This window comes from Actinomycetota bacterium (genome assembly GCA_019347675.1).
Taxonomy (GTDB): Bacteria; Actinomycetota; Nitriliruptoria; order Nitriliruptorales; family JAHWKO01; genus JAHWKW01.
The window spans coordinates 13,396-36,950 of sequence record JAHWKW010000006.1; the positions used below are offsets into that span (position 1 = coordinate 13,396).

At 69.0% G+C, this 23,555-nt stretch carries 29 protein-coding genes and 2 pseudogenes; 12 read left to right on the plus strand and 19 right to left on the minus strand.

Features of this window, described 5'->3' with window-relative positions; translation table 11 throughout:
- The first annotated feature begins 5 nt into the window (after window positions 1-5).
- A complete protein-coding gene (locus tag KY462_05015; GenBank protein MBW3577091.1) occupies window positions 6-920 on the plus strand; it encodes a hypothetical protein in 915 nt (304 codons plus the stop codon).
- Between the two features lie 113 nt (window positions 921-1,033).
- Here the strand turns inward: KY462_05015 and KY462_05020 are convergent, their stop codons facing one another.
- From KY462_05020 to KY462_05040, 5 genes are all read right to left on the minus strand, one after another.
- Entirely contained in the window at window positions 1,034-1,696 is a 663-nt protein-coding gene (locus KY462_05020; protein MBW3577092.1) for an SDR family oxidoreductase, read from the minus strand.
- Window positions 1,648-2,007, minus strand: a complete 360-nt coding sequence (locus KY462_05025; protein ID MBW3577093.1) for a type II toxin-antitoxin system VapC family toxin — start codon at window positions 2,005-2,007, stop codon at window positions 1,648-1,650. Before KY462_05025 ends, KY462_05020 begins: the two co-directional genes overlap by 49 nt.
- Window positions 2,008-2,025: 18 nt before the next feature.
- Window positions 2,026-2,166 (minus strand): hypothetical protein, encoded by a 141-nt coding sequence (locus tag KY462_05030; protein ID MBW3577094.1) that lies wholly within the window; start codon window positions 2,164-2,166, stop codon window positions 2,026-2,028.
- 125 nt (window positions 2,167-2,291) lie between these two features.
- Entirely contained in the window at window positions 2,292-2,702 is a 411-nt protein-coding gene (locus KY462_05035; protein ID MBW3577095.1) for a PIN domain-containing protein, read from the minus strand.
- Window positions 2,699-2,953, minus strand: a complete 255-nt coding sequence (locus KY462_05040; protein MBW3577096.1) for an AbrB/MazE/SpoVT family DNA-binding domain-containing protein — start codon at window positions 2,951-2,953, stop codon at window positions 2,699-2,701. Before KY462_05040 ends, KY462_05035 begins: the two co-directional genes overlap by 4 nt.
- A gap of 216 nt (window positions 2,954-3,169) precedes the next feature.
- Between KY462_05040 and KY462_05045 the strand changes: the two genes are divergently transcribed.
- The 3 genes and pseudogenes from KY462_05045 to KY462_05055 all read left to right on the plus strand — a co-directional run bounded on the left by KY462_05045 (window position 3,170) and on the right by KY462_05055 (window position 4,349).
- Entirely contained in the window at window positions 3,170-3,349 is a 180-nt protein-coding gene (locus KY462_05045; protein MBW3577097.1) for a hypothetical protein, read from the plus strand.
- 202 nt (window positions 3,350-3,551) lie between these two features.
- Window positions 3,552-3,745 (plus strand): annotated as a pseudogene (locus KY462_05050) (DUF433 domain-containing protein).
- A 460-nt stretch (window positions 3,746-4,205) separates the two neighbouring features.
- Window positions 4,206-4,349 (plus strand): DUF3096 domain-containing protein, encoded by a 144-nt coding sequence (locus KY462_05055; GenBank protein ID MBW3577098.1) that lies wholly within the window; start codon window positions 4,206-4,208, stop codon window positions 4,347-4,349.
- A 234-nt stretch (window positions 4,350-4,583) separates the two neighbouring features.
- Here KY462_05055 and KY462_05060 read toward each other — a convergent pair whose 3' ends face one another.
- The 4 genes from KY462_05060 to KY462_05075 form a co-directional block, all read right to left on the minus strand.
- Window positions 4,584-5,891 (minus strand): DUF3754 domain-containing protein, encoded by a 1,308-nt coding sequence (locus tag KY462_05060; GenBank protein ID MBW3577099.1) that lies wholly within the window; start codon window positions 5,889-5,891, stop codon window positions 4,584-4,586.
- A gap of 67 nt (window positions 5,892-5,958) precedes the next feature.
- Entirely contained in the window at window positions 5,959-6,180 is a 222-nt protein-coding gene (locus KY462_05065; GenBank protein MBW3577100.1) for a hypothetical protein, read from the minus strand.
- Window positions 6,181-6,462: 282 nt separating this feature from the next.
- Window positions 6,463-6,741 (minus strand): putative toxin-antitoxin system toxin component, PIN family, encoded by a 279-nt coding sequence (locus tag KY462_05070; GenBank protein MBW3577101.1) that lies wholly within the window; start codon window positions 6,739-6,741, stop codon window positions 6,463-6,465.
- A 25-nt stretch (window positions 6,742-6,766) separates the two neighbouring features.
- Window positions 6,767-7,051: a type II toxin-antitoxin system Phd/YefM family antitoxin gene (locus KY462_05075; GenBank protein MBW3577102.1), complete on the minus strand. Its 285-nt coding sequence runs from the start codon at window positions 7,049-7,051 to the stop codon at window positions 6,767-6,769.
- Between the two features lie 123 nt (window positions 7,052-7,174).
- Here KY462_05075 and KY462_05080 point away from each other — a divergent pair, with 123 nt between their 5' ends.
- Both KY462_05080 and KY462_05085 read left to right on the plus strand, forming a co-directional pair.
- Window positions 7,175-7,804 (plus strand): hypothetical protein, encoded by a 630-nt coding sequence (locus KY462_05080; protein ID MBW3577103.1) that lies wholly within the window; start codon window positions 7,175-7,177, stop codon window positions 7,802-7,804.
- A 551-nt stretch (window positions 7,805-8,355) separates the two neighbouring features.
- Window positions 8,356-8,877, plus strand: a complete 522-nt coding sequence (locus tag KY462_05085) for a DUF421 domain-containing protein (protein MBW3577104.1) — start codon at window positions 8,356-8,358, stop codon at window positions 8,875-8,877.
- 22 nt (window positions 8,878-8,899) lie between these two features.
- Here the strand turns inward: KY462_05085 and KY462_05090 are convergent, their stop codons facing one another.
- The 3 genes from KY462_05090 to KY462_05100 all read right to left on the minus strand — a co-directional run bounded on the left by KY462_05090 (window position 8,900) and on the right by KY462_05100 (window position 11,300).
- Window positions 8,900-9,715 (minus strand): formate/nitrite transporter family protein, encoded by an 816-nt coding sequence (locus KY462_05090; GenBank protein MBW3577105.1) that lies wholly within the window; start codon window positions 9,713-9,715, stop codon window positions 8,900-8,902.
- A gap of 1,263 nt (window positions 9,716-10,978) precedes the next feature.
- Window positions 10,979-11,206, minus strand: coding sequence for an antibiotic biosynthesis monooxygenase (locus KY462_05095; protein ID MBW3577106.1), 228 nt, complete (start codon window positions 11,204-11,206; stop codon window positions 10,979-10,981).
- The gene (locus tag KY462_05100; protein ID MBW3577107.1) at window positions 11,157-11,300 is read right to left on the minus strand and encodes a hypothetical protein; all 144 of its coding nucleotides are present in this window, start codon (window positions 11,298-11,300) and stop codon (window positions 11,157-11,159) included. Before KY462_05100 ends, KY462_05095 begins: the two co-directional genes overlap by 50 nt.
- Before the next feature lie 1,065 nt (window positions 11,301-12,365).
- Between KY462_05100 and KY462_05105 the strand changes: the two genes are divergently transcribed.
- Window positions 12,366-12,755 carry an ACT domain-containing protein gene (locus KY462_05105; GenBank protein ID MBW3577108.1) on the plus strand — a complete coding sequence of 130 codons (390 nt, stop codon included), beginning with the start codon at window positions 12,366-12,368 and terminating at the stop codon, window positions 12,753-12,755.
- Window positions 12,756-12,922: 167 nt separating this feature from the next.
- On the opposite strand, the gene KY462_05110 is transcribed toward KY462_05105, so the two are convergent.
- From KY462_05110 to KY462_05130, 5 genes are all read right to left on the minus strand, one after another.
- Entirely contained in the window at window positions 12,923-13,108 is a 186-nt protein-coding gene (locus KY462_05110) for an integrase core domain-containing protein (GenBank protein ID MBW3577109.1), read from the minus strand.
- Between the two features lie 317 nt (window positions 13,109-13,425).
- Entirely contained in the window at window positions 13,426-13,701 is a 276-nt protein-coding gene (locus KY462_05115) for a helix-turn-helix domain-containing protein (GenBank protein ID MBW3577110.1), read from the minus strand.
- Window positions 13,702-14,309: 608 nt separating this feature from the next.
- The gene (locus KY462_05120) at window positions 14,310-15,527 is read right to left on the minus strand and encodes an MFS transporter (protein ID MBW3577111.1); all 1,218 of its coding nucleotides are present in this window, start codon (window positions 15,525-15,527) and stop codon (window positions 14,310-14,312) included.
- A 62-nt stretch (window positions 15,528-15,589) separates the two neighbouring features.
- Complete coding sequence (locus tag KY462_05125; protein ID MBW3577112.1) at window positions 15,590-16,993, minus strand: MBL fold metallo-hydrolase; 1,404 nt, start codon at window positions 16,991-16,993, stop codon at window positions 15,590-15,592.
- Window positions 16,990-17,817, minus strand: coding sequence for a methyltransferase domain-containing protein (locus tag KY462_05130; GenBank protein ID MBW3577113.1), 828 nt, complete (start codon window positions 17,815-17,817; stop codon window positions 16,990-16,992). Before KY462_05130 ends, KY462_05125 begins: the two co-directional genes overlap by 4 nt.
- 116 nt (window positions 17,818-17,933) lie before the next feature.
- Between KY462_05130 and KY462_05135 the strand changes: the two genes are divergently transcribed.
- Together KY462_05135 and KY462_05140 are read left to right on the plus strand one after the other, a co-directional pair.
- Window positions 17,934-18,605, plus strand: a complete 672-nt coding sequence (locus tag KY462_05135; GenBank protein MBW3577114.1) for a metalloregulator ArsR/SmtB family transcription factor — start codon at window positions 17,934-17,936, stop codon at window positions 18,603-18,605.
- A gap of 137 nt (window positions 18,606-18,742) precedes the next feature.
- Window positions 18,743-18,856, plus strand: a pseudogene (locus tag KY462_05140) (VOC family protein).
- A gap of 601 nt (window positions 18,857-19,457) precedes the next feature.
- On the opposite strand, the gene KY462_05145 reads toward KY462_05140, so the two are convergent.
- The gene (locus KY462_05145) at window positions 19,458-19,859 is read right to left on the minus strand and encodes an HIT domain-containing protein (protein ID MBW3577115.1); all 402 of its coding nucleotides are present in this window, start codon (window positions 19,857-19,859) and stop codon (window positions 19,458-19,460) included.
- Between the two features lie 714 nt (window positions 19,860-20,573).
- Between KY462_05145 and KY462_05150 the strand changes: the two genes are divergently transcribed.
- Window positions 20,574-21,644 carry a sigma-70 family RNA polymerase sigma factor gene (locus KY462_05150; protein MBW3577116.1) on the plus strand — a complete coding sequence of 357 codons (1,071 nt, stop codon included), beginning with the start codon at window positions 20,574-20,576 and terminating at the stop codon, window positions 21,642-21,644.
- Here the strand turns inward: KY462_05150 and KY462_05155 are convergent.
- A complete protein-coding gene (locus tag KY462_05155; protein ID MBW3577117.1) occupies window positions 21,555-21,989 on the minus strand; it encodes an STAS domain-containing protein in 435 nt (144 codons plus the stop codon). The genes KY462_05150 and KY462_05155 overlap by 90 nt on opposite strands.
- Before the next feature lie 198 nt (window positions 21,990-22,187).
- On the opposite strand from KY462_05155, the gene KY462_05160 reads away from it, so the two are divergent.
- Window positions 22,188-22,934, plus strand: a complete 747-nt coding sequence (locus tag KY462_05160) for a VOC family protein (protein MBW3577118.1) — start codon at window positions 22,188-22,190, stop codon at window positions 22,932-22,934.
- Window positions 22,935-23,357: 423 nt separating this feature from the next.
- Window positions 23,358-23,552: a hypothetical protein gene (locus tag KY462_05165; protein ID MBW3577119.1), complete on the plus strand. Its 195-nt coding sequence runs from the start codon at window positions 23,358-23,360 to the stop codon at window positions 23,550-23,552.
- Window positions 23,553-23,555 lie beyond the last annotated feature (3 nt).

A 23,555-nucleotide genomic window follows, 5' to 3' on the forward strand; every position in this document is an offset into this window, starting at 1 on the left:
CCGAGGTGGAGTTCGACACCTTCGTCGCGGTCGACTGGAGCGCGGCCAGCGCGCCCACGCGGGGACGGGACAGCATCTGGATCGCCTGGATGAGCGTCGACGGTTGGCAGCCGTCCTTTCCGCCGTCGGAGAACCCGCCGACGCGTGCGCGCGCCACACGTGAGCTGCACGGGTTCCTGGTGGATGCGGTCGCCGCCGGCCGACGTGTCGTGGTCGCCACCGACTTCCCGCACGGCTACCCGTCCGGGACCGCCGCGGCGCTCGGACTCGGCGATCTGGCGTGGCAGCAGATGTGGCGGCTGGTCGACGACCTCCTCGACGACGGCCACGACAACCGCAACGACCGTTCGGACGTCGCCGCCCAGCTCAACGCGCGCATCGCGCCGGGCGTCGCCGGTCCGTTCTGGGGTCACCAGTCGTCCGCGGTCCCGCGACCGGCCGCGTTGCCGCGGACGAAGAAGGGGGTGGTCGACTACCCGGTCGCCGGCATCGGCGAGTGGCGCCTCGTTGTGCAGCGGCTGTGCGCACGTGGGTGGCGACCGATGTCGGTCTGGCAGCTCGCGTTCCGGCCGGTCGGCGGCCAGGCGCTCACCGGCATCCCACGCCTGCGTTCCCTGCGCCACGCACCCGGACTCGCGGAGGTCAGCGTCGTGTGGCCGTTCGAGACCGGCTTCGCCGACGACATCCCGGAGGACGGTCCCCTCGTCGTGCACGCGGAGATGTGGCCGCGTCTCGTCGAGGACTCCTACGAGCCCGACACCGTCCTCGATCGGGCCCAGGTCCGCGCCGTCGTCGGCTGGTTGAGGCGGCACCACGACGCCGGGCGCCTGCACGATCTGTTCACCGCCCCCGACGACCTCGCACCCGGCGACCTCGACGCGGTCGTCACCGAGGAGGGGTGGATCCTCGGCGCCACGTGACGGACAACCCGGCGTCGCAGCGGGTCGCGCGTCGCATCCGGGTGACCGAGGTGGGGACGCTCGAGCACGCCGGCCGCCCGCACGGCCTCTGGTGCAAGCAGCTCAGCGGCAGTTCAGACTGATGGTCCGTCGACAGCGGCGGTGATCGCCTCGTCGATCGGTGTGTCCCCAGCGACGAGCTCGAGGGTGTGCCCGACGGTGCGGTCGTCTCCGAGGGTCGCGGCGAGCACCGCGGCGACGTCGTCGCGTGGGACCTCACCACGCTGGACGTGCTCGGCCAGCCTCACGCGGCCCGTGCCGGGATCGTCGGTGAGGCGGCCGGGGCGCATGATCGTCCAGCGCAGGCCGCTCGCGCGCAGCTCCTCGTCGGCGCGCGCCTTCGCGCGGAGGTAGACCTCGAAGACGCCCTCGCCGTCGGGCGGATCCGCGGCGCCCATGGCGCTGATCATGACGTAGCGGTCGACGCCCGCCCGGCGGCAGGCGTCGATGAGCTTCGCCGCTGCGCCGTAGTCGACCGTCTCCTTGCGGGCGGCGCCGCTGCCCGGACCGGCGCCGGCGGCGAACACGACCGCGTCGGCGCCGGCGATGGTGCCGGCGAGGTCGTCCGCCGACGCCTCCTGGAGGTCGACGACGACCGGCTCGGCCCCATCGGCGCGGAGGTCGTCGGCCTGGTCCTCCTTGCGGATGATCCCGCGGACGCGGTCGCCTCGGTCAGCGAGGATCCGTGTCAGACGGCGGGCGCTCTGTCCGTGGCCACCCGCGATCGCGACGTCCACACGTGCTCCTCCGAACGGTCGTCGGCGACCGTAGACGTCGCCGCGGTCCGGATCCGGGCGACCTCACGTCTCGCCAGGCTCCTCGGCGGTCGGTTCGACCGCGATGCCGCGACCGCGGTCGCCATCCGTTGGAGGGGTCGATCGAGCGTGACGAGCGTGGCGCCCAGCGCACCGGCGAGCGCGACGTACGCGGCGTCGGACGCGGAGAAGTTCTCCCCCCCACCGAAGATGGCGCCCGTGAGGCACCGGTGGGTGTGCCGGGTCACGGGGAGGTCTCGGAGGTCGGTGAGCGCGTCCTCCGCCCTCTCCACGTCCAGCTCGTGCGCCAGTCACAACCCGCGGACCGTCGACGCGATCTCGACGTCGAGCATCTCCGGGGCATGGAGGTCCGCTTCCGGGTCCTCGACGGCGACCGACACCGCCGCTGCGTCGGAGGTGCGGAGCAGGTACGCCGCGACGCAGGAAACCAAAGCCAGCGACCCCCGCTACGTCGACTCGACCACTCCCGGAGGTCGACGGCCCCTAATCGCCGACCCGCCCGATTATCGCTCCTACGGACATCAGATAACCGATCATCGAGGAGCGGCGGCTCGGGTCAACCATCTGGCAGGAGCAGGGTGACGGCCAGGTCCGGCAGCGTGCGGGCGAGGGTGGCCTGTCTGCGGTCGAGCGTGACAAGCGGCAGATCGTGTTCGGCGCATGTCAGCGCGATCAGCAGATCGTGAACGCTGCCGCCAAGGTTCAGCGTCCGTCCGTTGCGGAGTGCGTACTCGTACGCATCGGCCGGCGTGACCGCGACCCGATCGGATGATGCCCACGGTGCCAGGAGCTGCTCGACCAATTCTGGTCCCAGGTTCCACGGGCCACGACGCAGAGCCGCCCAGGTTTCAGCGGCGACGATGCCGGGCACCGTCCCTTGCGCCGCCTGTGCGACGTGTGGCCGGGCGAGGTCGTGGAACTCATGGTTGTCCACCAGCCCGGCGACCATGACCGATGTGTCGATCACGTTCGGTCGCGCTGGCGGTGGATGGCGTCAATCGTCTCGTCGTTGGATACCTCTTGGAGGTCCTCGACCGACGCCACCGGCAGGCCGTCATCGGCGACCCTGACCTCGGCGCGGCGGCGCCGTTCGAGTAGAAGGCCCTCGGGTGTCGGAACCAGCTCGAGGGTGCCTCCGTCCCGCACGCCGAGCCGTTCGCGCTCACGCTGCGGGATCACCACCCGCCCCTGTCGGTCCACCTTCAACGTCTCGGGCATCGGGCCATCTCCTTCAATGGAAGTTCACCACCATTGTACCACCAGTTCGGTGGTGTTACGGTGGTGTGCTCAGATGACACTCATGGCGACCACTCGGTCCGTCGCTGCGGCGTTCCCTGACGGGGAAACCACTGACGACGACGCCGCACGGGTACGACTCGACCGGATGTCGAGTCGTGCCCGGAACCACGCGAAGTCGCGCGTGGCGCCACACCGATGTCCCCGCGGCTCGCGCACCTGTCGCACCACCAGAACGTCATCCGTGTGACCGGCCCAACGACCGTGGAGGTCGCCGTGCTCGGACCCCGCGGCGACCCACACGTCGAGTTCGACCTGTCGGCCCTGCTCGATGACCCAATCGAAGCCGAGGACGACTTCCACTTCGACGACTTCTAGCCGGTCAGTCCCCGAGGGCGTCGACGGGCCACTGTGCGTTGCGCCGGTCACCACATCGGCTGCCACGTCCGGGTCGCCCTCACGTTGACGGGCCCAGCCCGCCGCGGCAGCCAAGTTTCCGACGAGTTCCTCCGCGAGGATCTGAACTGGCACATTGGCGGGATTGGGGCTCGCAACGGTCGTGAGACCCTGGCAACGCGAGATGATCGTCCGTGATCCGAATGTCTGCGGCGCTCAAGCAGTCGTGCGCGGCACACGGATCATGGTCAGTGTGGTCCTCGATTCGCTCGCAGACGGGATGACCGAGGACGAGATCATCGCCGAGACCCGACCCTCACGGTCGAGGGCATCCGCGCGGCCGTGGCGTACGGCGCGGAGCTTGCCCGCCGCCCGTAGCGGGACGGGACAGGGGTGAGAACCACATCGACGTCGGCATCCCGGGCGCTCACCTGGCACGGGCAGCAGCCGTTGTCAGCATCGCAGTGGTTCTGCGCGCTCGTCTCGGTGACCGCCGCCGCCCATAACGATCATGGTAGTTCGGGGGAACTACCGACCGGACGCTATCTGGCGAATTGCTGGACAGCGCGCGGAACGTTCGCCGCGAGAGGCGGCGTGCCGATGCCAACTCCGGACAACCGGACGCTAGAGACCAAGTTCTGGGATGCGATCTGTGACACGCGGGAACGGGCCTGCTCCTGACCTGCGAAGGCGGCTGAGGACGGCACCGAACTTCGTGCCGGGGCCGTAGCAAGCCCGCGACAGCGCTTGGGTGGTCGACTGCATGACATATCGATGGGAGGACACCGACATGAGCACGCTCGTCGCAATCCAGCAACTCGCGCAGCAGAACGGGGATGTGACCCTGAACCTCACGCTGCCCGGGATCATCGCACTGCTCGCCGGCATTGTCATCCTGATCGTGCCGAGGCTCCTCAACTACATCGTGGCCGGTTACCTCATCATCGTCGGCCTGATCATGATCTTCGACGTGAGCCTGTGACGTAGCGCGAACGTCAGCTTCCGAGGCGGCTTTGATGGCCTGCGGGGCTATGTCGCCGGGGCGGCACCATCCCGCCTGGTCCGGTAGACGTAGCGCACGGTGACGGATGCGCCGGTGACGACGTTGTGCCGGATCCTCATCCGTCCTCAGGACCGGTTCGGGTCCAGCATGGCCGCAGTATGGCGCAGTCCGCCACCGCGGACGTCCCGCCGGTCCGAGCCGCGTCGGCACGTATCAGCGGGACGTCCTCGAGCTGTGCTCGAAGAGCTGGTCCCAGCGTGCGTCGAGGCGCCGCAGCGCCTCCGTTGCAGCGACCGCCGTGAGTGCGTCGTCGTCGCCCTCGAGCAGGCCAAGTCGATGCAGCTCCCCGACGCCGTCACGCACCTCGAAGTCGAACCGGATGCCGAGCTCGTCGGCGAACCAGGCTTCGACGGCTTGGTCGAGCTCTTCCCGGGACCGTGGTCCGTCGGCCGTACGGAGGAAGTACCAGCCGAGCAACGCCTCCTTCACCTCCTCCTCCTCGGCTGCGTCGAGGAGGTTGAAGAACACACCGGCGTCATTGTCGAGGTTGCGGAAGTACAGATTGTCGGACAGCGTCTTCATGAACTCCATCTGCCGGGCCTTGTACTTCGTGAACTGGCGGATCAGGTAGCTGCCGAGCGTCCCGAGTCCGGCTCCCAGCGCGAGCAGCGTGGACTGGTCGAGCTCGACTGGTTCGTCGCGGAAGCCGAGCCAGAACCCGACCATCAGAAGGATGAGACCGACCGTGGTCGCGAGGCGCGTGGCGGCGATGACGATCCCACTGACGACCGCCGGCACGCCGATCATGAACTTGTCGACCCGCCGCATCTTCACCTCCGTGTTGGGCAAGAGCATCTCGATGTCGGCTCGGGGGACGTCCTGGAAGAGCTTGATCACGGTCGAGCCCGGATCGAAGGGCAATGCATCGGCGTCGGTCTCGCGGTGACCGAAGTGCGCAGCGTCCTTGAAGGTCACGAAGACGAGCACCTTCTCGTAGTTCGTGAACGTGACCGTCCGCTTGCGCAGACCGCCCCAGGACTCGACCTGCTGCTCACGCACGTTCTCGCCGCGGCGGTAGATCAGCACCTCGTCGAGGTCGTCGAAGTCGACCTCGACCCGGACCGACAGCAGCGACTCTTCCTCGAACGCCTGGTGGATCTCGTCGATCTCGATGCGCTCGAAGTTCGCGTCCTCGAGCAGTTCCACGAGCCCGTTGACGAGTTGGCGTCGCGCGTCGGCGAGCTGGGCCTGGTCGTAGTCGTGGATGATGCGGGTGTCGGGATCGTGACGGAACGGCGCGTACGCGTCCTTCAGCGCCTCCAGCCGCGTCCGGAACTCGAAGTGGACGGTGGCGTCGAGGAGGTCCGCGAGGGGGCGGAACGCGTCCTGGTCGCCGGGCGGCAGGCGCCCGTTGTCCGCCAGGAGGTCGACGAGGTCGCTCTGGCGGACGGGGATGAAGCGCTGGCCGGCGGCCATCCCATCGCCGCCCGCCTGCTTCTCGCCCGTCGCTTCCGTTGCCACCGAACGTCGCCTCCGCTCTCAGAAGGACCGTACCGACGCCGTCATGGTGGCATCGACCGATGCGCGCCTACCCGCGCCCGAGGACGGGTCGGGGACGGTAGGTCTCGGCCAGGTAGTCGAGGTCGTCAGGCTCCATCTCGATGTCGGTCACCGCGATCACGTCGTCGAGATTGTCGAGCTTGGTCGTCCGAGCATGCGGCCCACGCGTTCTACCATTGAAATCCGTTTCACCGAGCTCTACCCCGAAGAGCGAGATTCCGACGGAACCGCGCCACCACGGGCTGTTCATGAGGCTGTCTGTCCACTGGAGACGGTCCGTGCTGAAACTCGGTAGCTCCCGCGCGCCTCTTCCTGGCGCGCGAACCGGGTGGTTACGGCGAAGTACCGCCATCCGCAGCCGTGGTTCTCGCGCGCGTCCCGTTCGTCCTTGGGACGCGCGTAGCCGCGCCCGGAACGGCTCAGGCTTCTGCCATCGGCTACGGCCCGAGTCCGCCGATGAAGTCTGCCGGGGTGACGATGCGGACCCCTTCCAGGACATGGAGGTCCAGGAGGTCGGCGTCGCCCGTGACGATCACGTCAGCGCTGCCGGTGATGGCGGCTTCCAGGAGCGGTTGTCGTCAGGGTCTCGAACCAGGTCGAGGGTCACGGTGGGGCGGACCACGTGCGAGGCGACGGTGATGAGCTCGACGACCTCGTCGATATCGCCGAACATCTTCGCGAGCTTGGGGTAGGCCAGCACTCGTCGGAGTTCTTCCAGCAGTGCGGGGCTGGTCATGATATCGAACCTTCCGGTCAGCGCTGCCTCGACGACCTCGCCGGGCGGGCCGCCCACCCAAGCCCGGACACCCACGTGTTGGTGTCGAGTACCGCCCGGGTCACGACACCTTCCGGGCTGCCTCGCTCGCCTCATCGACCGCGGTGGGATCCAGACCTGCAGAGGCAACCCGTTGGCGGACCTGCTTGAGCCGCCGTCGTAGTTCGTCGCGGGCTTCGGCTCGGACCAGTTTGTGGAGCGCCTCCCACTCGTCGCGGCTGACTAGGACGGCCAGCGGCTGGCCGCGCTTGGTCAGCCCGATCGGGTCGGCCCCCTCGGCGACCTCTTCGACGAGTCGACCCAGCTGGCCACGTGCCTGTTCCACGCCGACGAACCGTTCCGCCATCGCGGCTCCGAACCTTACGGTTAAGCTTAAGGATACCAGGATGGCGCTTGAGTGGACTGGCTTCCACGCCAGGCGGACGCTGACTCGGCGGCGTGACCGGTAGCGCCGTCGAGGAGGTCGATCATGTCCACGTTCACTCTGGAACTGCCTACCACCCAACAGCGCGACACGGCCAGCTGGGCCGCGGTCGCGTTCATCGCCAGCTACTCGTCCGAGGCGACCCGACGCACCTACACCACCCAGCCGCGGCTGTGGTTGGGTTGGTGCGCCGCTCATCACCTTGACCCGCTCGGCGACATCCGTCGTCCGCATGTCGAGCTGTACGCCCGTGAGCTCGAAAGGCCGGGGGCTGGCCACCGCGACGGTCGCGTTGAAGCTGGTCGTGCTCACCGGCTTCTACCGCCACTGCGTCGAAGACCAGCTACTCGAGCCTCGCCCGCTGTGCACGTCCGCCGTCCAAAGGTCTCCCAGGAGTCGACCCGGATCGGCCTGGACCGCAATGAGCTCGGCGCGTTCTTGGTCCAGGCCGGTCTGTCGGGCGGCAACGACCACGTGCTGGCGTGTCTGCTCGGGCTCAACGCCCTGCGGGTCTCGGAAGCCTGCGGTGCCGACCTCGACGACCTGGCGGTCGCCAACGGACACCGCACGCTGCGGATCGTGGGCAAGGGCAGCCAGCCCGCGCTGATCCCGCTCGCACACGTACCGCTCGGGCCATCGACACCGCAGTCGGCGAGCGCACCGACGGGCCGCTGATGGCCAGGCCCGACGGCAGCCGCCTGGACCGGCACGCTGCGGGACGGATCGTGCGTCGACTCGCGAAACGAGCAGGGATCACCCAGCCGATCTCGCCGCACTCGCTGTGCCTGCGAGATGCCGCCCACCGGACGACGGATCGGTTCCCAGACGCGCGGTCAGTGGTGACGCGAGTCAGACCGGCGGCGGACATCTCGGGGCTGACCCTGGCAGGACGAGCAGCCGCTGTCAGCATCGCAGTGGTTTCGCGAGCAGGGTGTGTTGTCTCGGTGATGCCGTGTCCGTCCGCCTAGGCCGTTCTGTGAACGACTGGGGCGATGTCGGGGCGTGGGAACGTCGGCCGGGGTCGGGCGGCGGAGCGCCCTCGCCCACCCTGCAACGGCACCTTCGGGGAGCCCGGCCATGACTTCGTCGAGGAGCCCGGGCGCGGCGCGGTCGCAGGCAGCGTTCCAATGCCGGAGCCCGTCCCGAGGGTCGGAGGTTGGTAGCGCTCAGGCCAGTCGCCATGGTCTCGCGGCACCCTTGTGGCAACCGTCGCCCGAGGAAAAGCCGTGCCGTCATCCTGGTTGATCAGCTGGTCGTTCGCCGCGTGGACGGTCGCATCTGCGCTCGCGATCTACGTGCTGCTGATCGCATTCAGCAGGGTGATCGGACCGCGGGCGTTCTCGCAGATGACGGCGTTCGACTTCGCGGTCACCGTGGCGCTGGGTGCCATCGTGGGCTCGACGGCGGCCGGGGCGGTGGGGCTGCCTGCGGGACTGCTGGCGTTGGCTTCGCTGTTCACGTTCCGCGGCACGGTCGCCGTCGCGCGACGTCACGGCCTCACCCGGCTGGTGGACAACAGCCCCCTCCTGCTGTTCGTGGAGGGACGGTTCCAGCCCGGCAACCTCCGGAAGGCGAAGATCACCCGGAACGATGTCTACGAAGCGCTGCGACTCAACGGTACGACGACGCTCGACGAGGTCGCGGCCGTCATCATCGAACGGAACGGCGAGCTGAGCGTCCTCCCACGGAACGGGACGATCGACCCCGAGCTGATGGAGAACGTCGTCGGGGACGATGGCGCGCCCTGAGCGGGCGGGTGAGACCGCCGATTCACCCGGACGGGTCGGGCGCTTCTTCGCCGATGGTCTGGCCGTAGTTGAGCAACCCGACGAAGATGGCGCCGCCCACCGCGTTACCTATCGCCGCCCAGATGATCACGTACAGGTACTGGGACCAGGAGGTCCCCGCCCCAGCGAACAGCGCGGTGAGCAGCTCGGTCGAAGCGAACACGACGTGGTGGAACGGCCCCACTCCGATCGTGCCGGTGACCAGGACGATGGCGAGGAGCTGCCCCGCTGTGTCACGCGCGGCCTTGGACAGCCACGTCGCGAGTCCCATCAGCCAACCCGCGAGCACCGCGGAGCCGAACACCACCGGCCACGGGGACCCCGTGAGGGAGCCGGCCAGCGAGGCGATGGCACCGCGCGACACGATATCGAGACGTGGTCCGAGCACCGCCACCAGTGCCGCGAACCCGGCCGTGCCCAGCAGGTTCGCCAAGAGCATCACCGTCCACCGTCCGGCCACCCGCCGCACCGTCGTATCGCCTTCGAACAGCGGGAGCACGCTCATGGTCGTGTGGGCGGTGAACAGCTCCGTCTGCCCGGTCATCACGATGATGAACCCGATGCTCGACAGACCGGCGAGCGTGAGCTGCCTCGTGAGGTCGGATCCGAAGTCGTGCATGCTCAGCGCCATCAGCATCAGCAAGGCGCCGAACGACAGGTTCAGCCCAGCCGTGAACGCCGACAACGCCACGGCGCGCACGTCGCGTTCCAGCTCGTCGAGCGCCGCCTCGGACTGACGGAGCAGGATCTGACGGTGATCGAGCCCGCCGGAGCGTTCGCGCCCGCTGCCGTTACCCATGGGTCCACTCCCAACGACCGACTGCATCCCAGACTTGACCGTGATCCGCACGGTCACATCCCTGAGCGCCGCCGGGAGCACGAGGTTACGAGCGAGACCAGTCGCTAGCTCGGAAGTCTGCACGAACTTCCCCCTAGCTCGAGCGTTCAGCAACGGTCTGGTCATGTACCCGCCCTTCGCGCGGGGCTTGCGCCCCGACGCCACGGCCACCTCGAGGACAGCGTCGTCCCGATTCCGATTGGAACCTCTCGGCCGTGGCTGGATGCCGCAGACGCGCAACACCGTCCCGTGAGACGTCTCCGGAAAGCTCAGCGCGCAGTTGCGATACGGCCGAGCCGCCGACAGCACCGCGCAACGGGGGTGCCGGGCGGGTATGGAGAACCGGCGACGCGTCGTCGCCAGGAAGCAACTATGCGCGGGGATCGGCTCCCGGAGAAGCACCCCGACCCGCGCAGAGCGGGGAATCTTGACCAGATCCGACGCGCGGCATCCGTGGCTATGCGCGACGTCGAGTCGGCGCCCTGCGGATCCGTCGCCATGCATAGCAACCTGCCCGTAGCAGCCGATGGCCAACGGGGATCGCCGCTACTGCCGTGGGCGCCCGGTTCCGAACGGACAGTCGGCGTAGACCGCTAGTCGAAATCAGCGACAACCACGACCCGCTCGATCCGGATCCACAAGCTGCTGCTCGTCGGGGCCCGACCACGAGCGCATACGCTATGGCCTCGACCGCGGCGACCCCTATCTCTTGTTCGGGCATTCCCACCCTGACATACTCGACCGTCGTTACGGGGTGAGGCCGGCAGACTGGAGTGGGCGTCACCCGAGCGGGAACGAGTCCCCAGCCGTCACTTACCGCTTCCTGGGCTCTGCCAGCTTCGCGCGGATTGTCGCATCCGCGTCAGCGCTCGTAACGGGGAAGACTGGCGCCATCACCTACCGCTCGCGAGGGAGGGGGAGCGCCACACGGAAGTCAACCTTCGAAGGTTCGGTGACCTCGCTACGCAAGCGATCGGGAGGGCCCACGAGGAGCTCAACGCCGGGAAGCTTCGCATCAATCCGAAGGTGCCCGGCGGTGGCGACCCTCGTGCGGATTTCCCGCGGCGTCGGTTCTTCTGGGTTTCCCTGCCATAGCGAGTTGCCCTCCGAAATTGGCGAGGACGATGCGCTCGACGGCGCGCATCGCCGTGGTTCTGCTCGGGCGGATCGTGGGTCCCCGCGTCCATAACGAGTGCCGTACGGACGACTCGGCACGGAGCTCGATCAGGGGTCGCGCGTTGCTGGCCCCACCTGAGCAGCGACATCCATGGTGTGGGGACTGAAGGCCTCCACGAGCTCTTGAACTTTCGCGACCCGCTCTTGGAATCCAGGACGTTGGCGCCACTCGGTCACAGCCTCCTCACTTTGCCATGGCCCGAAACTGATGAAGCGCTCGGGAGCGTCACGATCCTGAAAGGAGCTTGGCCCACGTGGCCCCCGGGACGTTGGCAGCGGTCCACTCCGCGAACTCGCGCCAAGCGGCCATGAACTCGTCTTGTCTTCTGTCCTTCGCCGTCCACTCTCCGAGCGTGTAGAGCTGTGCCACGACTGAACTCCTAATCGGTTCGACGTTCATCCTGCCCGTCCCGATACTGCAACGTCCACGGGCAGGGATGCGGCCCGGCGGTGCCTGATCAGTCCGCGGTCGGGTAGCCGGGGTCGCTGCGCCCCGGCCCCCTCAGAACCCGGCGTGCGGCTTGCACCGCACCGGGCTCAAGCAAGCCTGTCAGGGTCAGCCGGCTCGTCGTCATCCGTCTCACCTTGCGACGGCCCTCGGTCCGTTCACCGCCGGAGCGGTGTCCAACTTGTCCTCGGGTTCTGACGCTTCGTCGGCCTCGTCGTCGGGCTCACCTGACCCTGTCAGCACCCTTTCGGGTCGGGCACCAGGCCCGTATCCGGCCAGTTGTCCGAGCACCCGCCGGTGGAGGCCGACGCCTGGCTGTGCCCGGTTTCCTGCCGCCTTTCGGCTGCCGGCGTTCGCTTCTGGGTCATCCTCGGCCCGCTGAGGGATTGGGCTTTCCTTACGGTCGGCTTACCGGCACCACCGACGGCGGGCCGGATCTCAACGGGGTTGCCACGTTCACACACACGAGATGCGACCGGCGAGGGCGCCCCCTTTACCCCGACAACGGCGGTGTTCCTACGACCGAGATCCCGTCTCCCGGTCGCCGCCTGCCGCCTTGCAACGGCACGGTTGTTACCACCCCGCTGGACCATCCCATCCGCGAGGCTCCACGTAACGAGGCATCACCAGGGGTTCACTTGCGTTCGCCCGTCCGGTCTTCCCCTCGCCTGTGGCCCCCGGATGGAACGGGGACCCTTGGGCTTACACCTGAGCTTCGCACCCCGCCGTTACCGGCGGCGCACGTCAGGGCAGGGACGGGTCCACGGAACACTGGCCCAGAGCTACACATCCGACATTGGCGTCGACCTCCAATCTGTGCACTCACTCGACATGTGCGACCTCGTGTCGCACCAGAAAGCCGTGGTTGTCGCGCGCGTTGAGGAAGTTCATCATGGGCCATAGCGCGCCGGTAGAAGATTATGCAAGTTCATCGGCGCCGAGCGTCGCACGGGCGTCCACGAGATCGCGATTCGATGAGATGGTGCCATGGAGCTGGACGTTCATCCGACCGTGCTGGCGATCTGTCGACTGGACCCTTCCCGGGCTATCCCGGCTTGGGCCACGGGAGCGGCAGGTCCATTGGTGTCCGTGACCCGAACGAGTGACGAGCTGTCGGTCGTGATCCCCGAACACGCCGTGCCGCGCTCGGTGCGCTATGAGGGGTCCTGGCTGGGGATGTCGGTCCGTGGTCCGTTGGAGTTCTCGCTCACGGGTGTTGTGGCCGGATTGTCGGCGCCACTGGCGGACGCGGGGATCCCGATCTTCGTCGTGTCGACCTTCGACACCGATTGGCTGTTGGTGCGCGCAGACGACATTGACCACGCTGTTGAGGCGCTAGGTGGTGCCGGGCATCAGGTCCATTTCCTGGAAGCCTGATGACTGCCATGCTCATCTTTCGTTGTTCCCGCCGCGCGCAGTCGCAGTGGTTAGGCGGCCATCGGTGACGGTAGCCGTTCGTTGTGCTGTGCCTTGCGGTTCTCCCACTCGACGGGCGGGATGAACCCGATGGTGGAGTGCAGTCGCCGGTGGTTGTAGCGGGCGATTCATCGGAAGATCGCGGAACGTGCTTGGGCTCGGGTGCGGTAACGGCGGCGGTTGACGAGTTCGGCCTTCAGGGACGCGAAGAAGCTCTCCGCGACGGCGTTGCGTTCCGGGTGTCCGGGCGACAGCACGATCGCGCCCATCCCCAGCACGCCCTTGAACGCCAGGAACTCCTGGGTGAAGTACACCTGCCCGCCACGCCGTGTGGAGATCGCCGGTTCGCCGTCGTACGCCCTTGCGGGGCACCCCGCCCAGCTCCTGCAGGCACCAGCGGTGCCCGCCGAGCACGTCGTGGGTCTGCTTGGAAGCGATCATGCGGGCCACGATCCACCGCGAGAACCCCGACACCCCCGCGATCACCGGCAGCCGCGCCACCTGCCCGTAGCCCACCGGGATGTCCACCGGGGGCTCCCACAGGTCCCACTGCGCCAGCTCACCCGGCTCGTAGGTCATGCGCCCGTACCCCTGCGGGATCAGGTAGTCCGGGCGGATCTCACACACCCGCTCACGCAGGATCGTCATCCCGCGCGTCCACCCGATCCGCTCGGCGATCACCGTCGCCGGCATGTCCGGCGTCTTGTGCAGCAGACGATGGATCTCCTCCCACCGCGTCCACCGCCGAGCCCGCTGGCACCCGCTCGTAGCGTGGCGGCGCGCTCGAGCGCACCGCCGTCCGCACCGTGTTGCGCGCCACACCCAACCGCCGGGCGATGGCCTTGATGCCCATGCCCTCGGCGAAGTGCAGTCGCCTGATCTCTGCCCACTCGTCCAACGTGATCAACTCCTCCTCCTGACCTCGAGCCCTACAGCTCGGGTCAGGCTCGGGGTCCAGCCGCTCGAAGCAGCGGAACCTCCGCAGGGTCAGGATTCGACCGTTGTCAGAGGGTCAGTATTCAGCCGTTGCCGACACCGCTTCCTCGCCGCGAACTCGTCGAGTGCCTCGCGGGGGATGCAACGGCAGCTCCGAGCTTTTTTGAACCGCCCCCAGGTCCTGCGCAGGCTCCCATCCGTGAGAAGATGGAGTCATGGGACGGACGATCATCAGGCAGGTACCGAAGCCGGTTCGTGAGCGAGGCGTGCAGTCTCGACCACGAGGGCCGCTACGACTCGCAGTGGGCCGCGCGACGGTCGCCGAGTACCGGTTGCCGATCCTCTCCACCTTAATCGCCATGCTGTGAAAGGAGGGCTTCGGCCCTAGCGGCTTGTAGCCGCCTTCTGCCCGTCGTTTCGGCCCCGACCTCCTGCGGGTTTATGTGCCGCCTCCACGGCGTCCCCCGACCGCGCGACCTTGGATATGGGCGCTTTGCCGACGCGTCGCCGGGTCCTGCTGACGACGTGGCGGTATCACCCAGCAGCGTGTGACCGTCTGGATGCCGCACCGCTGCCGACTCAGAGTTGTCGCCAGGCGATGAGCGGGGGCCGGCGGAGCGTCTCGCGCATCCGTAGGGCGACGTCGACGCCGCTGAACGCTGTGACGAGGGCGACAACGACGATCGCGGCGGCGATCGAGTACAGGTCGGCCAGCGCGCCGGCCAGGACGGCGCCGACGGTGAACCCGATGTCGCGCCACAGCCGGTAGACCCCGACGGCCGCGCCGCGCCAGCTGGGGTGGGCGACGTCACCGACGGCTGCGATCAGGGTCGGGTAGGCCATCGCGGTACCGGCACCGAACAGGACGCTACCGGCGGCCCAGGCGGCGAACGTGTCGCCAGCGGCGATGGACAGCAGGCCGGCGGCTTCGGTGAGCTGGCCGGCGGCGATGAGCCACTTGCGACCGATCCGGTCGGACAGCGCGCCGGTGGCCAGCTGTCCGATGCCCCAGACGGCCGGCGCGATGGCGGTCAGCAGCCCCACCCTGGACAGGTCGAGGTCGCCCGCGGCGAAGAAGACGGGGAACAGCCCCCAGGCCATGCCTTCGTTGAGGTTGTTGACCAGGCCGGCCTGGCTGGCCGCCGACAGCGACCGGTCGCGCCAGGTCGCCAACGCGAACACCTGCCGGGCGGTCAGCTCACCGTCGTGGCCGTCGGGGCCGGCGCCGTGGTTGGCGACCTCGTGGGCGACGTGGCCGGTGGTCTCGCGCACGAACACTGCCGACAGGCCCAGGCCGACCGCGGCGAACGCCAGGCCCAGCAGGAACGGGCCGGGGCGCAGGCCGGCGGTCTCAGCGATCGCGCCGGTCGCCCACGCGGCCACCGCGACCGCGCCGTAGCCGGCGGCCTCGTTGAACCCCATCGCGGTGCCGCGCCGCATCGGTCCGACGAGGTCGATCTTCATGATCACCGTGACCGACCACGCCAGGCCCTGGTTGACGCCGAGCAAAACGTTGGCCGCGATCACCCATCCCCATGACGGCGCCCAGATGAGCAACAGTGGCACGGGGAGCGCAGCCAGCCAGCCGGCCACCAGCACGGGCTTGCGGCCGAACCGGTCGGCCAGCCTCCCGGCGAAGTAGTTGACGGCGGCCTTGGTCAACCCGAACGCGGCGATGAAGGACAGCATCGCGCTGTACGCGGCGATGGCGAACTCCCGCTGGGCGAGCAGCGGCACGACGGTGCGTTCCTGGCCCACCATGCCGCCGACGAGCGCGTTGACGGCGACCAGCAGCATGAACTGCGGCAGGTTGGCGCCCAGCCCCAGACGGACGGCCGGGCGGTATGTGGCGGTTTGGGTCACGCGTCACCGCTGCCGATGAGCGGCCCCAGCTGCTCGGGGCTGCCGGCGAGCACGGCGACATCGCGGTGGCCGGACTGTTCGAGCACGCTGGCTGCGGACATCGCCCGCTCGCCGTGGGCGCAATGGACGAGAAGCGGGCCGGCCGGGATGGGTCCGGTGTCGTCGCCGAGCGTGCCGAGCTCCACGTGGACCGCGCCCGGCAGGTGCCCGGCGGCGAACTCCGAGGACTGACGGATGTCGAGGACCGTGCGGCCGTCCGCGGCGGCGGCGTCGACCAGCGGCGTGCGGGACACGTCTCGGCCGGCGGCCCGCCAGGCGTCCATCCCCCCGGCGAGTTCCCCGGCGAGACGCTCGAACCCGATCGTCAGGGCTGCCCAGACCAGCTCGGTGCGCTCGACGGCGTCGCCGGTGACGAACACGACCGGACGGTCGCGAGGGAGTAGCCAGCCGAGCCAGGTCGCGAACTGGGCCCGCCACGCGATCGACAGCGCGCCGTGAATGTGGCCGGCAGCGAACGCGTCGATCGGGCGGACGTCGACCAGTTCCGCCCCGCCGGCCACGGCGGCGTCGACCTCGCCGACCGACAGCTGCGCCAGTCGCGGCGGCGTCGGGCCGTGGACGGTTGGGCCGGCACGGTTCACATCGCGCAGCTGGTGGAAGTACGGCGGGTAGGACCCGTAGCCGTCCAGCAGGCGGGCGACGAACGTGTCCTGGTCGGGGTCGTCGGCCAGCAGCGGGTTTGAGGCCCGCTCCCGCCCGATCGTGGTGGTGCGCTCCCCGCCGGGCGTCGTGGCGCAGAACGACCCGCCGCCGTGGGTGGGGTACACCGGCAGGTCGTCGGGCAGGGCAAGCAGCCGCTGGTGGATCGACCGGTACGCGTCGCGGGCGAGCGGCTCGGTCTGATCGGGTGCGAGCAGGTCGGTACGGGCAACCCCACCCGCGATCAGCGTGCCACCGGAGAACAAGCCCAGCGGCCGGGACGCGTCGAGCAGCAGGTAGGCCACATGCTCAGGAGTGTGGCCGGGCGTGGCGATCGCCTGCAAGGTCAGCCCGCCGAGGTCGACCTCGTCGCGGTCGCTCAGCCGACGGTGGGGGAAGGCCAGCTCGCTGCCGACGGGGACCATCAGTTGCGCGCCGAGCGCCGACAGCTCGCGGCCGCCGGAGACGAAGTCCGCATGCAGATGTGTCTCGACGACGAACCGCGCCACTAGGCCCCGGCGCTCGAGGGTGGCCAGGTACGGGCGCGGATCTCGTTGGGGGTCGACGACCAGGGCGCCGCCGTCGCCGAGATCCACCACGTAGGCGCTGTTGCCCAGACCCTCGTCCACGAGCGCGGTCACGTCCACGCCAGTCCTCCGAACGGTCGTGCGGCGACGCCACCTCGGGCGAGTGCGCGTCAGCGTCCGGGATCGCCAGCGCCGTCCCCGGATTCCGCCGGGCGGGTCCCCACGACCGCGATGTAGCCCAGGTAGGGCACCGCCCGCGCCATCCGCGGCATCAGCCAGGCGAGGCGCCGCAGGTAGACCTTCCGGCTCATGCTGCGGGCAGCGAAGGCGAGCATCCCGCGAACCCCCTCGTCATCGAGGAAACCTGGAACGGTCAGCATCTCGAACGGTCCGACTGTGGTGCGCACGTCGCTCAGCCCGGCATCCTCGTACACTTCCACCCAGTCCTGGACGCTGTCGAACCGCAGGCCGGGACAGACCTCGCCCAGGAAGATCCGTCGGGCCTCGTCCGTCGGGGGTCGGCGCCAGAAGAACTCCGTCGCTAGGACCCGGCCGCCGGGGCGGCACACCCGGACGAGCTCCCGGGCGGCGACGCGACGGCGGACGAACATCGTGACCGCCTCGGCGATCACGCGGTCGAACGCGCCATCCGGGTAGGGCAGCGCGGTGATGTCGGCCCACTCCACGCCGACGAGACCACTCACACCGGCGCGGTCCACGGCACGTCGGGCGAGGCCCAGCATCAGCTGCGAGATGTCCGCGGCGGTCACCTGGGCGCCGTGGCTCCGTGCGATGCGCACCGCGGTCGTCCCCGAACCGCAACCGATGTCCAGGACCTGCTGCCCCGCCCCGATGTCCGCCCACGCCAACAGTTGCTCGGTGGCCCGACGGCCACCGGGGTGCACGTACCGCTTGCCCAGCAGCGCCATCAACTCGTAGGGATCCAGCTCCTGCACGGCCCGCGGCGCGACCCGTATGACATCGTCCGTCAGTATCATCGGCTGGCCCTTTGTTCAAATGAGTGTTTGTGTACTGGCATCATGCTGTACGCCACGCGTATAGTCAAGTAGATATTTGAAATCGATTGCCCGGCGTGACCGGCGAGGAGCTGCCGATGGCGCACCAGCAACGGCGGGCCGCCAAGGACGCGCTGTTCGACGGGCTCGCCCGCATCGCCCGGGCCCTGGCCTCCGGACGGCGGGCCGAGATCATCGAGCTGCTGGCGCAGGGCGAGCGCACGGTCGAAGAGATCGCCGACGAGGTCGGTCAGAGCGTGGCCAACACCTCGCACCACCTGCGCACCCTGGCTCGTGCCGGCCTGGTGGCCACCCGCCGCAGCGGCACCTACGTGCACTACCGGCTCGTCTCAGATCAGGTCGCCGAAGCCTGGTGGGCGCTCCGGCGTCTAGCCGCCAGCCAACTCGACGACGTCGACCAGCTCGCCCGCGCCTACCTCGGCGACCGCGACGAGATCGAGACCATCACCCGCGGGCAGCTACGGGAACGAATCGACCGCGGCGAGGTCGTGGTCGTCGACGTCCGCCCCGCACCGGAATACTCCGCCGGCCACATCCCAGAGGCGATCTCGATCCCCCCAGACCGCCTCGACGACCTGCTCGATGACCTACCGGCCGACCGGGACGTCGTCGCCTACTGCCGCGGGCCGTACTGCGTCTACGCCGACGACGCCGTCCGACGGCTCCGCGAACGAGGACAGCGAGCGATACGTCTCCAAGATGGCCTGCCCGAATGGCGCCACGCCGGCCACCCGATCGAATCCACCTGACCGAGCGATCCCCCACGGTTCGGCGTCCCCGGGTACCGGAGCGCCTCATCCACATCATCCCGTGGATATCACATCATCCCGACATGCCCGATGCCGTGGTCCGTCGCGCGCCAGGTGCCGGGGAGGTGTACCGCCCAGTCACCGACCCGGCGCACGACCGGTTCCGGGGCGGCTACTCCGGCTACTTGCAGGACCCCGACGGCCACCTCCGGGAGATCGCATGGAACCCTGCGTGGGAGACGGAGACCTGAAACGCACTCCCGTCCATGGATCTCATGCGAGTCCGACACGGTGAGGCACGGTGATGACCGTGCCGGCCTCTCGCGGGCCCTGTGTCTCGGGGTAGTGGGTGACGGACAGGATGCGGTCTTCGTCGCTAGAGACGTATGGACCGCCGGATAGCATCGCCTCGGACGTGCTGCCGGGTTCGCAGGGTCAGCTGGCGGTCGATGCGTTCACGGCATGCCCGGCGGGGGCTTTGGAATTCGTGTCTGCCGCCGCACCAGACCAGCAGCGCTTCGCTGCCGGGGATTTTGAGCACCATTCGTCACTGCAGCCTGTAGAGGCACGACGGTCGTCGTCGGGAATGGCACCGATCGGTGTGGCTCCCTGCAACGACGGTCGGCGGGTTCGCTGTTGCCTCGTACCTCTCAGCGGGAGCTCGACAGATTCCCGGACGCCGTTCCTGGCCCAACTGTGTGCGTCGATAGGGCCGACCGCCCGTCTCGCTGCCACTTCCTTCGTGCCGCAACAAGACCTGTTGACCCGCCTGCTCGGGGACCCTCTGCCGGAGCGGGTTTGCGCTCCGAGCACAAATCGTCGCCTGACTGCACCGGGCGTACGCCCGCCGCATCAGCCACCGCGACGGTCGGCTTCGGACAGTGCCCCAGCAAGACGGTCTGCGATGCGTTGGCGCTGCTCGAGCCCGGTGGAGTCCACCGGACCAGAGCGTGTCCCGCGAGGTGGCACGGTGGCGGCGACGTGGACGTGCACGTGCGGGACGGATTGGTAGGTGGAAACCCCATTGTTCTGCCAGACCGCGATGCCTTCCACGTCGTAGCAGAGTGCGACCGCCCGGGCGACCCGCGTCACGGTCGCGAACAGCACAGCCGCCTCACGCTCGTACAGCTCTAGGATCGTGGGCACGTGACGAGTGGGCACCACCAGCACGTGGGGATCGCCGCGCTTCTCCGCAGTCACCAACACGGCCGTGTCGGCCGTCCTGGCCGCAGCCGGATAGACCAGCCTGCCCACGAACGCCTCGCAGTACGGGCACGGATCCAGCCGAGGCAACTCTATGGGCACCCCACAGGTATACCGCCGACCAGGATCACAACCGGGTCCGCCCCACAATGTCAAGCAATGGCACGATCGTTGTCAGCCGGCTGCGTCCGTGAAGACAAAGATCGAAGACCTCGCCGGGGCCGACCTCGACATCGAGGTGCGGATCCCCACCACTCACCCCAGGTCCCGGTGAACCGACGCTGTGGATTGCTGCGCCTGTGCCCCGATTCCTCGCCTCCATCGTCGAACGGAGACTGCGACGACCTCTTCAACCTACGAACGTCACCATGTCGCCCACCCCCTCCACGCGTCGATGGTGACCAACGTGCTGGGGATGTTCAGGCGTTCGCGTACTCCCTGTTCGTGGCGCAGTCCCTCCACTGGTCCTGGGATGTCGCCGCCACAGGCGGGTTCAGCCGCTCGGCATCGCGATCCTGGGCTCCATCGGCACCGCGGTCGACCGGTCTCGAGTGGGCTGCCGCCGGACGACGCGAGCGGGCCGCGGAGGCGGCACGGACACGCTGGCGCTGCGGGCCGCCGCACCAGGCGCGACCGGTGCGCAGGCACCGCGGACGGAAATGGCACCGGCTGGCGGCGAGCTGCTCGGGACGCCCGTCGTGCAGCTCCGGTCGACACGTGAGCGTGACCTGCGAGGTCCCGGGCGGGATGTCGCACCGGCGGCGTATGATCCACCGAACCGGGTACCGAGACGGCGGATCGCGGCTGACCAAGGTGTACGGCGTGAGCGACGTGGCGGAAGTCGAAGCGGACGACACCGGTGTGGGCACGGTCGATCTGGGCCAGTCCGCTGTGGATCTGGAGGTCTACCGGGGGGAGCTGACCGGCTACTGCTACCGCATGCTGGGCTCGCCGTTCGAAGCCGAGGACGCCGTGCAGGAGACGCTGCTTCGGGCGTGGCGGGCAGCTGACCGGTTCCAGGGACGCTCGTCGCTTCGGACCTGGCTGTACCGGATCGCGACCAACGTCTGCATCGACGCCTTGCGGAGTCGCCCGCGGCGGGCGCGCCCGATGGACCTTGGACCGGCGTCGCCGGCGTCCGCGGCGCTGCCGGCCCCGCTGCCGGAAACGGTCTGGCTCGAGCCGGTCCCCGACGCCCGGATCATCACATCCAGCGGCGACCCCGCGGACGTGGCGGCCCAACGCGACAGCGTCCGACTCGCGTTCGTTGCGGCGTTGCAGCACCTGCCTGCCCGCCAACGTGCGGTGCTCATCCTGCGGGAGGTCCTGCGCTGGCCGGCGGCCGAGGTCGCCGGGCTGCTGGAGTCCACCGTCGCGTCGGTCAACAGCGCGCTGCAACGTGCCCGCGCGACCCTGGCCGGTCTGGACCTCGCCGACACCGACACGTTCCGGCCGCTCGACGAGGAACAGCAGGCGCTGCTGGCCCGCTACGTCGACGCGTTCGAACGCTACGACCTCGACGCGCTCACCGCGTTGCTACACGAGGAGGTCGTCCAGTCGATGCCGCCGTACGGGCTGTGGCTGCGCGGTCACGCCGACATCCGCGGCTGGTACCTGGGAGCCGGCATCGGCTGCCGCGGGTCGCGACTGGTGCCGACCGTGGCCAACGGGGCGCCCGCGTTCGGTCAGTACCGACCGGCACCGGCCGGTGGCCACGAGCCGTGGTCGCTGCAGATCGTCGAGATCTCAGACGGGATGATCGTCGGGCTCAACGCTTTCCTCGACACGGCCCGGCTGTTCCCGCTGTTCGGGCTGCCCCCACGGTTGGACGCCTGACCAGCAGGACGCGAAACGCAGTTCGAGGCCGGCGAACCGGATCAGTTCCCGAAGCCGCTCGGAGGGATTCTCGATCCGTACGGCGCATCCCGAACGGCGTGCGGTCGCCACGAGGCGTGCGAGCACATCGACCGTTGTGAGGTCGGGATGTGCCAGGCCTTCACCGCGGCAGACCACCGCCCTCGCAGCCGAGCCCGACAGTGCGGCGTGAAGTGCGGCGCACACCGGCGCCGCCTGTGACGGCGCCAACCGACCGTCGATGACCACGATCGCGGTGTCCGCCGCCGTCAGGGTCCAACGGACCGGACCCGCCGACCGCCACCGCCACCGCCGTGGGAACCGCATCGGTCTCCATCGCCGCCCGATCACGTCTTCTTCGACGGTCGGCGGGTCCGCCGCTCATCGGTCGGCCTCACGCTGACCGGGAACGGGCCGGGGGATGGCTGCGGACGGACCGATGAGTCCTTCGTCGCGCGGTCGTCCACAGGCGTGCCCGGACCACGACCGAAGGATGCGACCGTGCGACGACCCGCTCTCGACAGCATGCTGCTGGCCAGCACCGACCCCGAACGGCTCGCGGCCTGGTACGCGACCGCGTTCCAACCGGCCACCGACACCGACATGGACGGGTACCGGATCATGCGGTTCGGGAAGTTCCACCTGCTCATCGACCAACGCGAGGACATCGGCGACACCAACCCGGAACCGGGCCGGATGATCCTCAACTTCGATGTCGCGGACGCGAACACGGTGGTGGCACGCCTCGACGACATGGGAGTGCGCTGGCTCGCGGAGCTCGAGGATCGCGACGGCAGCCTGTTCGCCACCGCGATCGACCCCGACGGCAACTACGTCCAGGTCATCCAGCTCGACCCGCGCGACCGTGCCCAGATGCCCGCGGGTGACGCAGGCGGTGTGCTGGCCGGCTCGGTGGCGTTCAGTGGGTTCTCGGTCGACGACCTCGACGCCGCCGAGGAGTTCTACGGTCACACGCTCGGGCTGGACGTCACCCAGGACGGCGGTCTGCTGACCCTGCGCCTGCCCGGCGGCCGCGACGTCCTGGCCTACCCGAAGGACGACCACGTCCCAGCGTCGTTCACCATCCTCAACTTCCCCGTGGTCGCCATCGACCGGACGGTCGACGAACTGACTGCCCGTGGCGTTCGGTTCGAACGCTACGACGGGTTCGACCAGGACGAACGCGGCATCGCACGCGGAGATCGAGGTCCGCTGATCGCCTGGTTCACCGACCCTGCCGGCAACATCCTGTCCGTGCTCCAGCAACCGTGACCGGGCCGGGCGCCATGAGCAGGCTGATCTGGCACGTCACCATGTCGCTGGACGGCTTCATCGCCGGCCCCGACGACGACCTGGACTGGGCCGCCGCGAGCTGGGAGACCACGGCGGCCTTCGACGGTCGCCGCCCAGCGCTCTCGCCGAGGAGGTCGTCACCTCCACTGGTGCGATCCTGGCTGGTCGTCGCTGGTACGACATCGCACCGAACGGTTGAACGGGGTCGACGGCATCGACGGTGGCGACTGGACCGGTCCGGTTGTCCTGCCAACCCGCCGCGCGGCCACGGGCGAACACCATCCGGCAGTCACGTCCGTCTCGGGCGGTTCGCCCAAGCCGTCGACGTCGCATGCGACGCCGCCCATGGGCGCACGTCCTGGTCTTGGGTGCCAGCATCCCCAAGCAGTGCCTGGAGAGAGCATGCTCGACGACGTGGTCATCCACCTCGCACCCGTGCTCCACGCAGCGGGTGTGAGACCCCACGAGTCAGACAGCGCACCGGTCACGCTCGAACGTACGAGCATGACCGAGGCCGGCCGATATCTCGAGCGACGGAGGCGCGAGACGGAACACACGCTGGCGAAACTCAAGGACGCCCGGGAGGCTGGCCGATGACGC

What these genes read in the sequence shown, in the direction of transcription:
- KY462_05040 (MBW3577096.1), bottom strand. Translation starts at nt 2,953, where the DNA reads ATGCCCGAGACGTTGAAGGTGGACCGACAGGGGCGGGTGGTGATCCCG.
- KY462_05160 (MBW3577118.1), top strand. Translation starts at nt 22,188, where the DNA reads ATGCTGCTGGCCAGCACCGACCCCGAACGGCTCGCGGCCTGGTACGCG.
- KY462_05165 (MBW3577119.1), top strand. Translation starts at nt 23,358, where the DNA reads ATGCTCGACGACGTGGTCATCCACCTCGCACCCGTGCTCCACGCAGCG.
- KY462_05135 (MBW3577114.1), top strand. Translation starts at nt 17,934, where the DNA reads ATGGCGCACCAGCAACGGCGGGCCGCCAAGGACGCGCTGTTCGACGGG.
- KY462_05075 (MBW3577102.1), bottom strand. Translation starts at nt 7,051, where the DNA reads ATGGCGGAACGGTTCGTCGGCGTGGAACAGGCACGTGGCCAGCTGGGT.
- KY462_05065 (MBW3577100.1), bottom strand. Translation starts at nt 6,180, where the DNA reads ATGAACAGCCCGTGGTGGCGCGGTTCCGTCGGAATCTCGCTCTTCGGG.
- KY462_05155 (MBW3577117.1), bottom strand. Translation starts at nt 21,989, where the DNA reads ATGCGGTTCCCACGGCGGTGGCGGTGGCGGTCGGCGGGTCCGGTCCGT.
- KY462_05120 (MBW3577111.1), bottom strand. Translation starts at nt 15,527, where the DNA reads ATGCTGCTGGTCGCCGTCAACGCGCTCGTCGGCGGCATGGTGGGCCAG.
- KY462_05150 (MBW3577116.1), top strand. Translation starts at nt 20,574, where the DNA reads ATGATCCACCGAACCGGGTACCGAGACGGCGGATCGCGGCTGACCAAG.
- KY462_05090 (MBW3577105.1), bottom strand. Translation starts at nt 9,715, where the DNA reads ATGGGTAACGGCAGCGGGCGCGAACGCTCCGGCGGGCTCGATCACCGT.
- KY462_05130 (MBW3577113.1), bottom strand. Translation starts at nt 17,817, where the DNA reads ATGATACTGACGGACGATGTCATACGGGTCGCGCCGCGGGCCGTGCAG.
- KY462_05080 (MBW3577103.1), top strand. Translation starts at nt 7,175, where the DNA reads ATGTCCACGTTCACTCTGGAACTGCCTACCACCCAACAGCGCGACACG.
- KY462_05105 (MBW3577108.1), top strand. Translation starts at nt 12,366, where the DNA reads ATGGAGCTGGACGTTCATCCGACCGTGCTGGCGATCTGTCGACTGGAC.
- KY462_05045 (MBW3577097.1), top strand. Translation starts at nt 3,170, where the DNA reads ATGTCCCCGCGGCTCGCGCACCTGTCGCACCACCAGAACGTCATCCGT.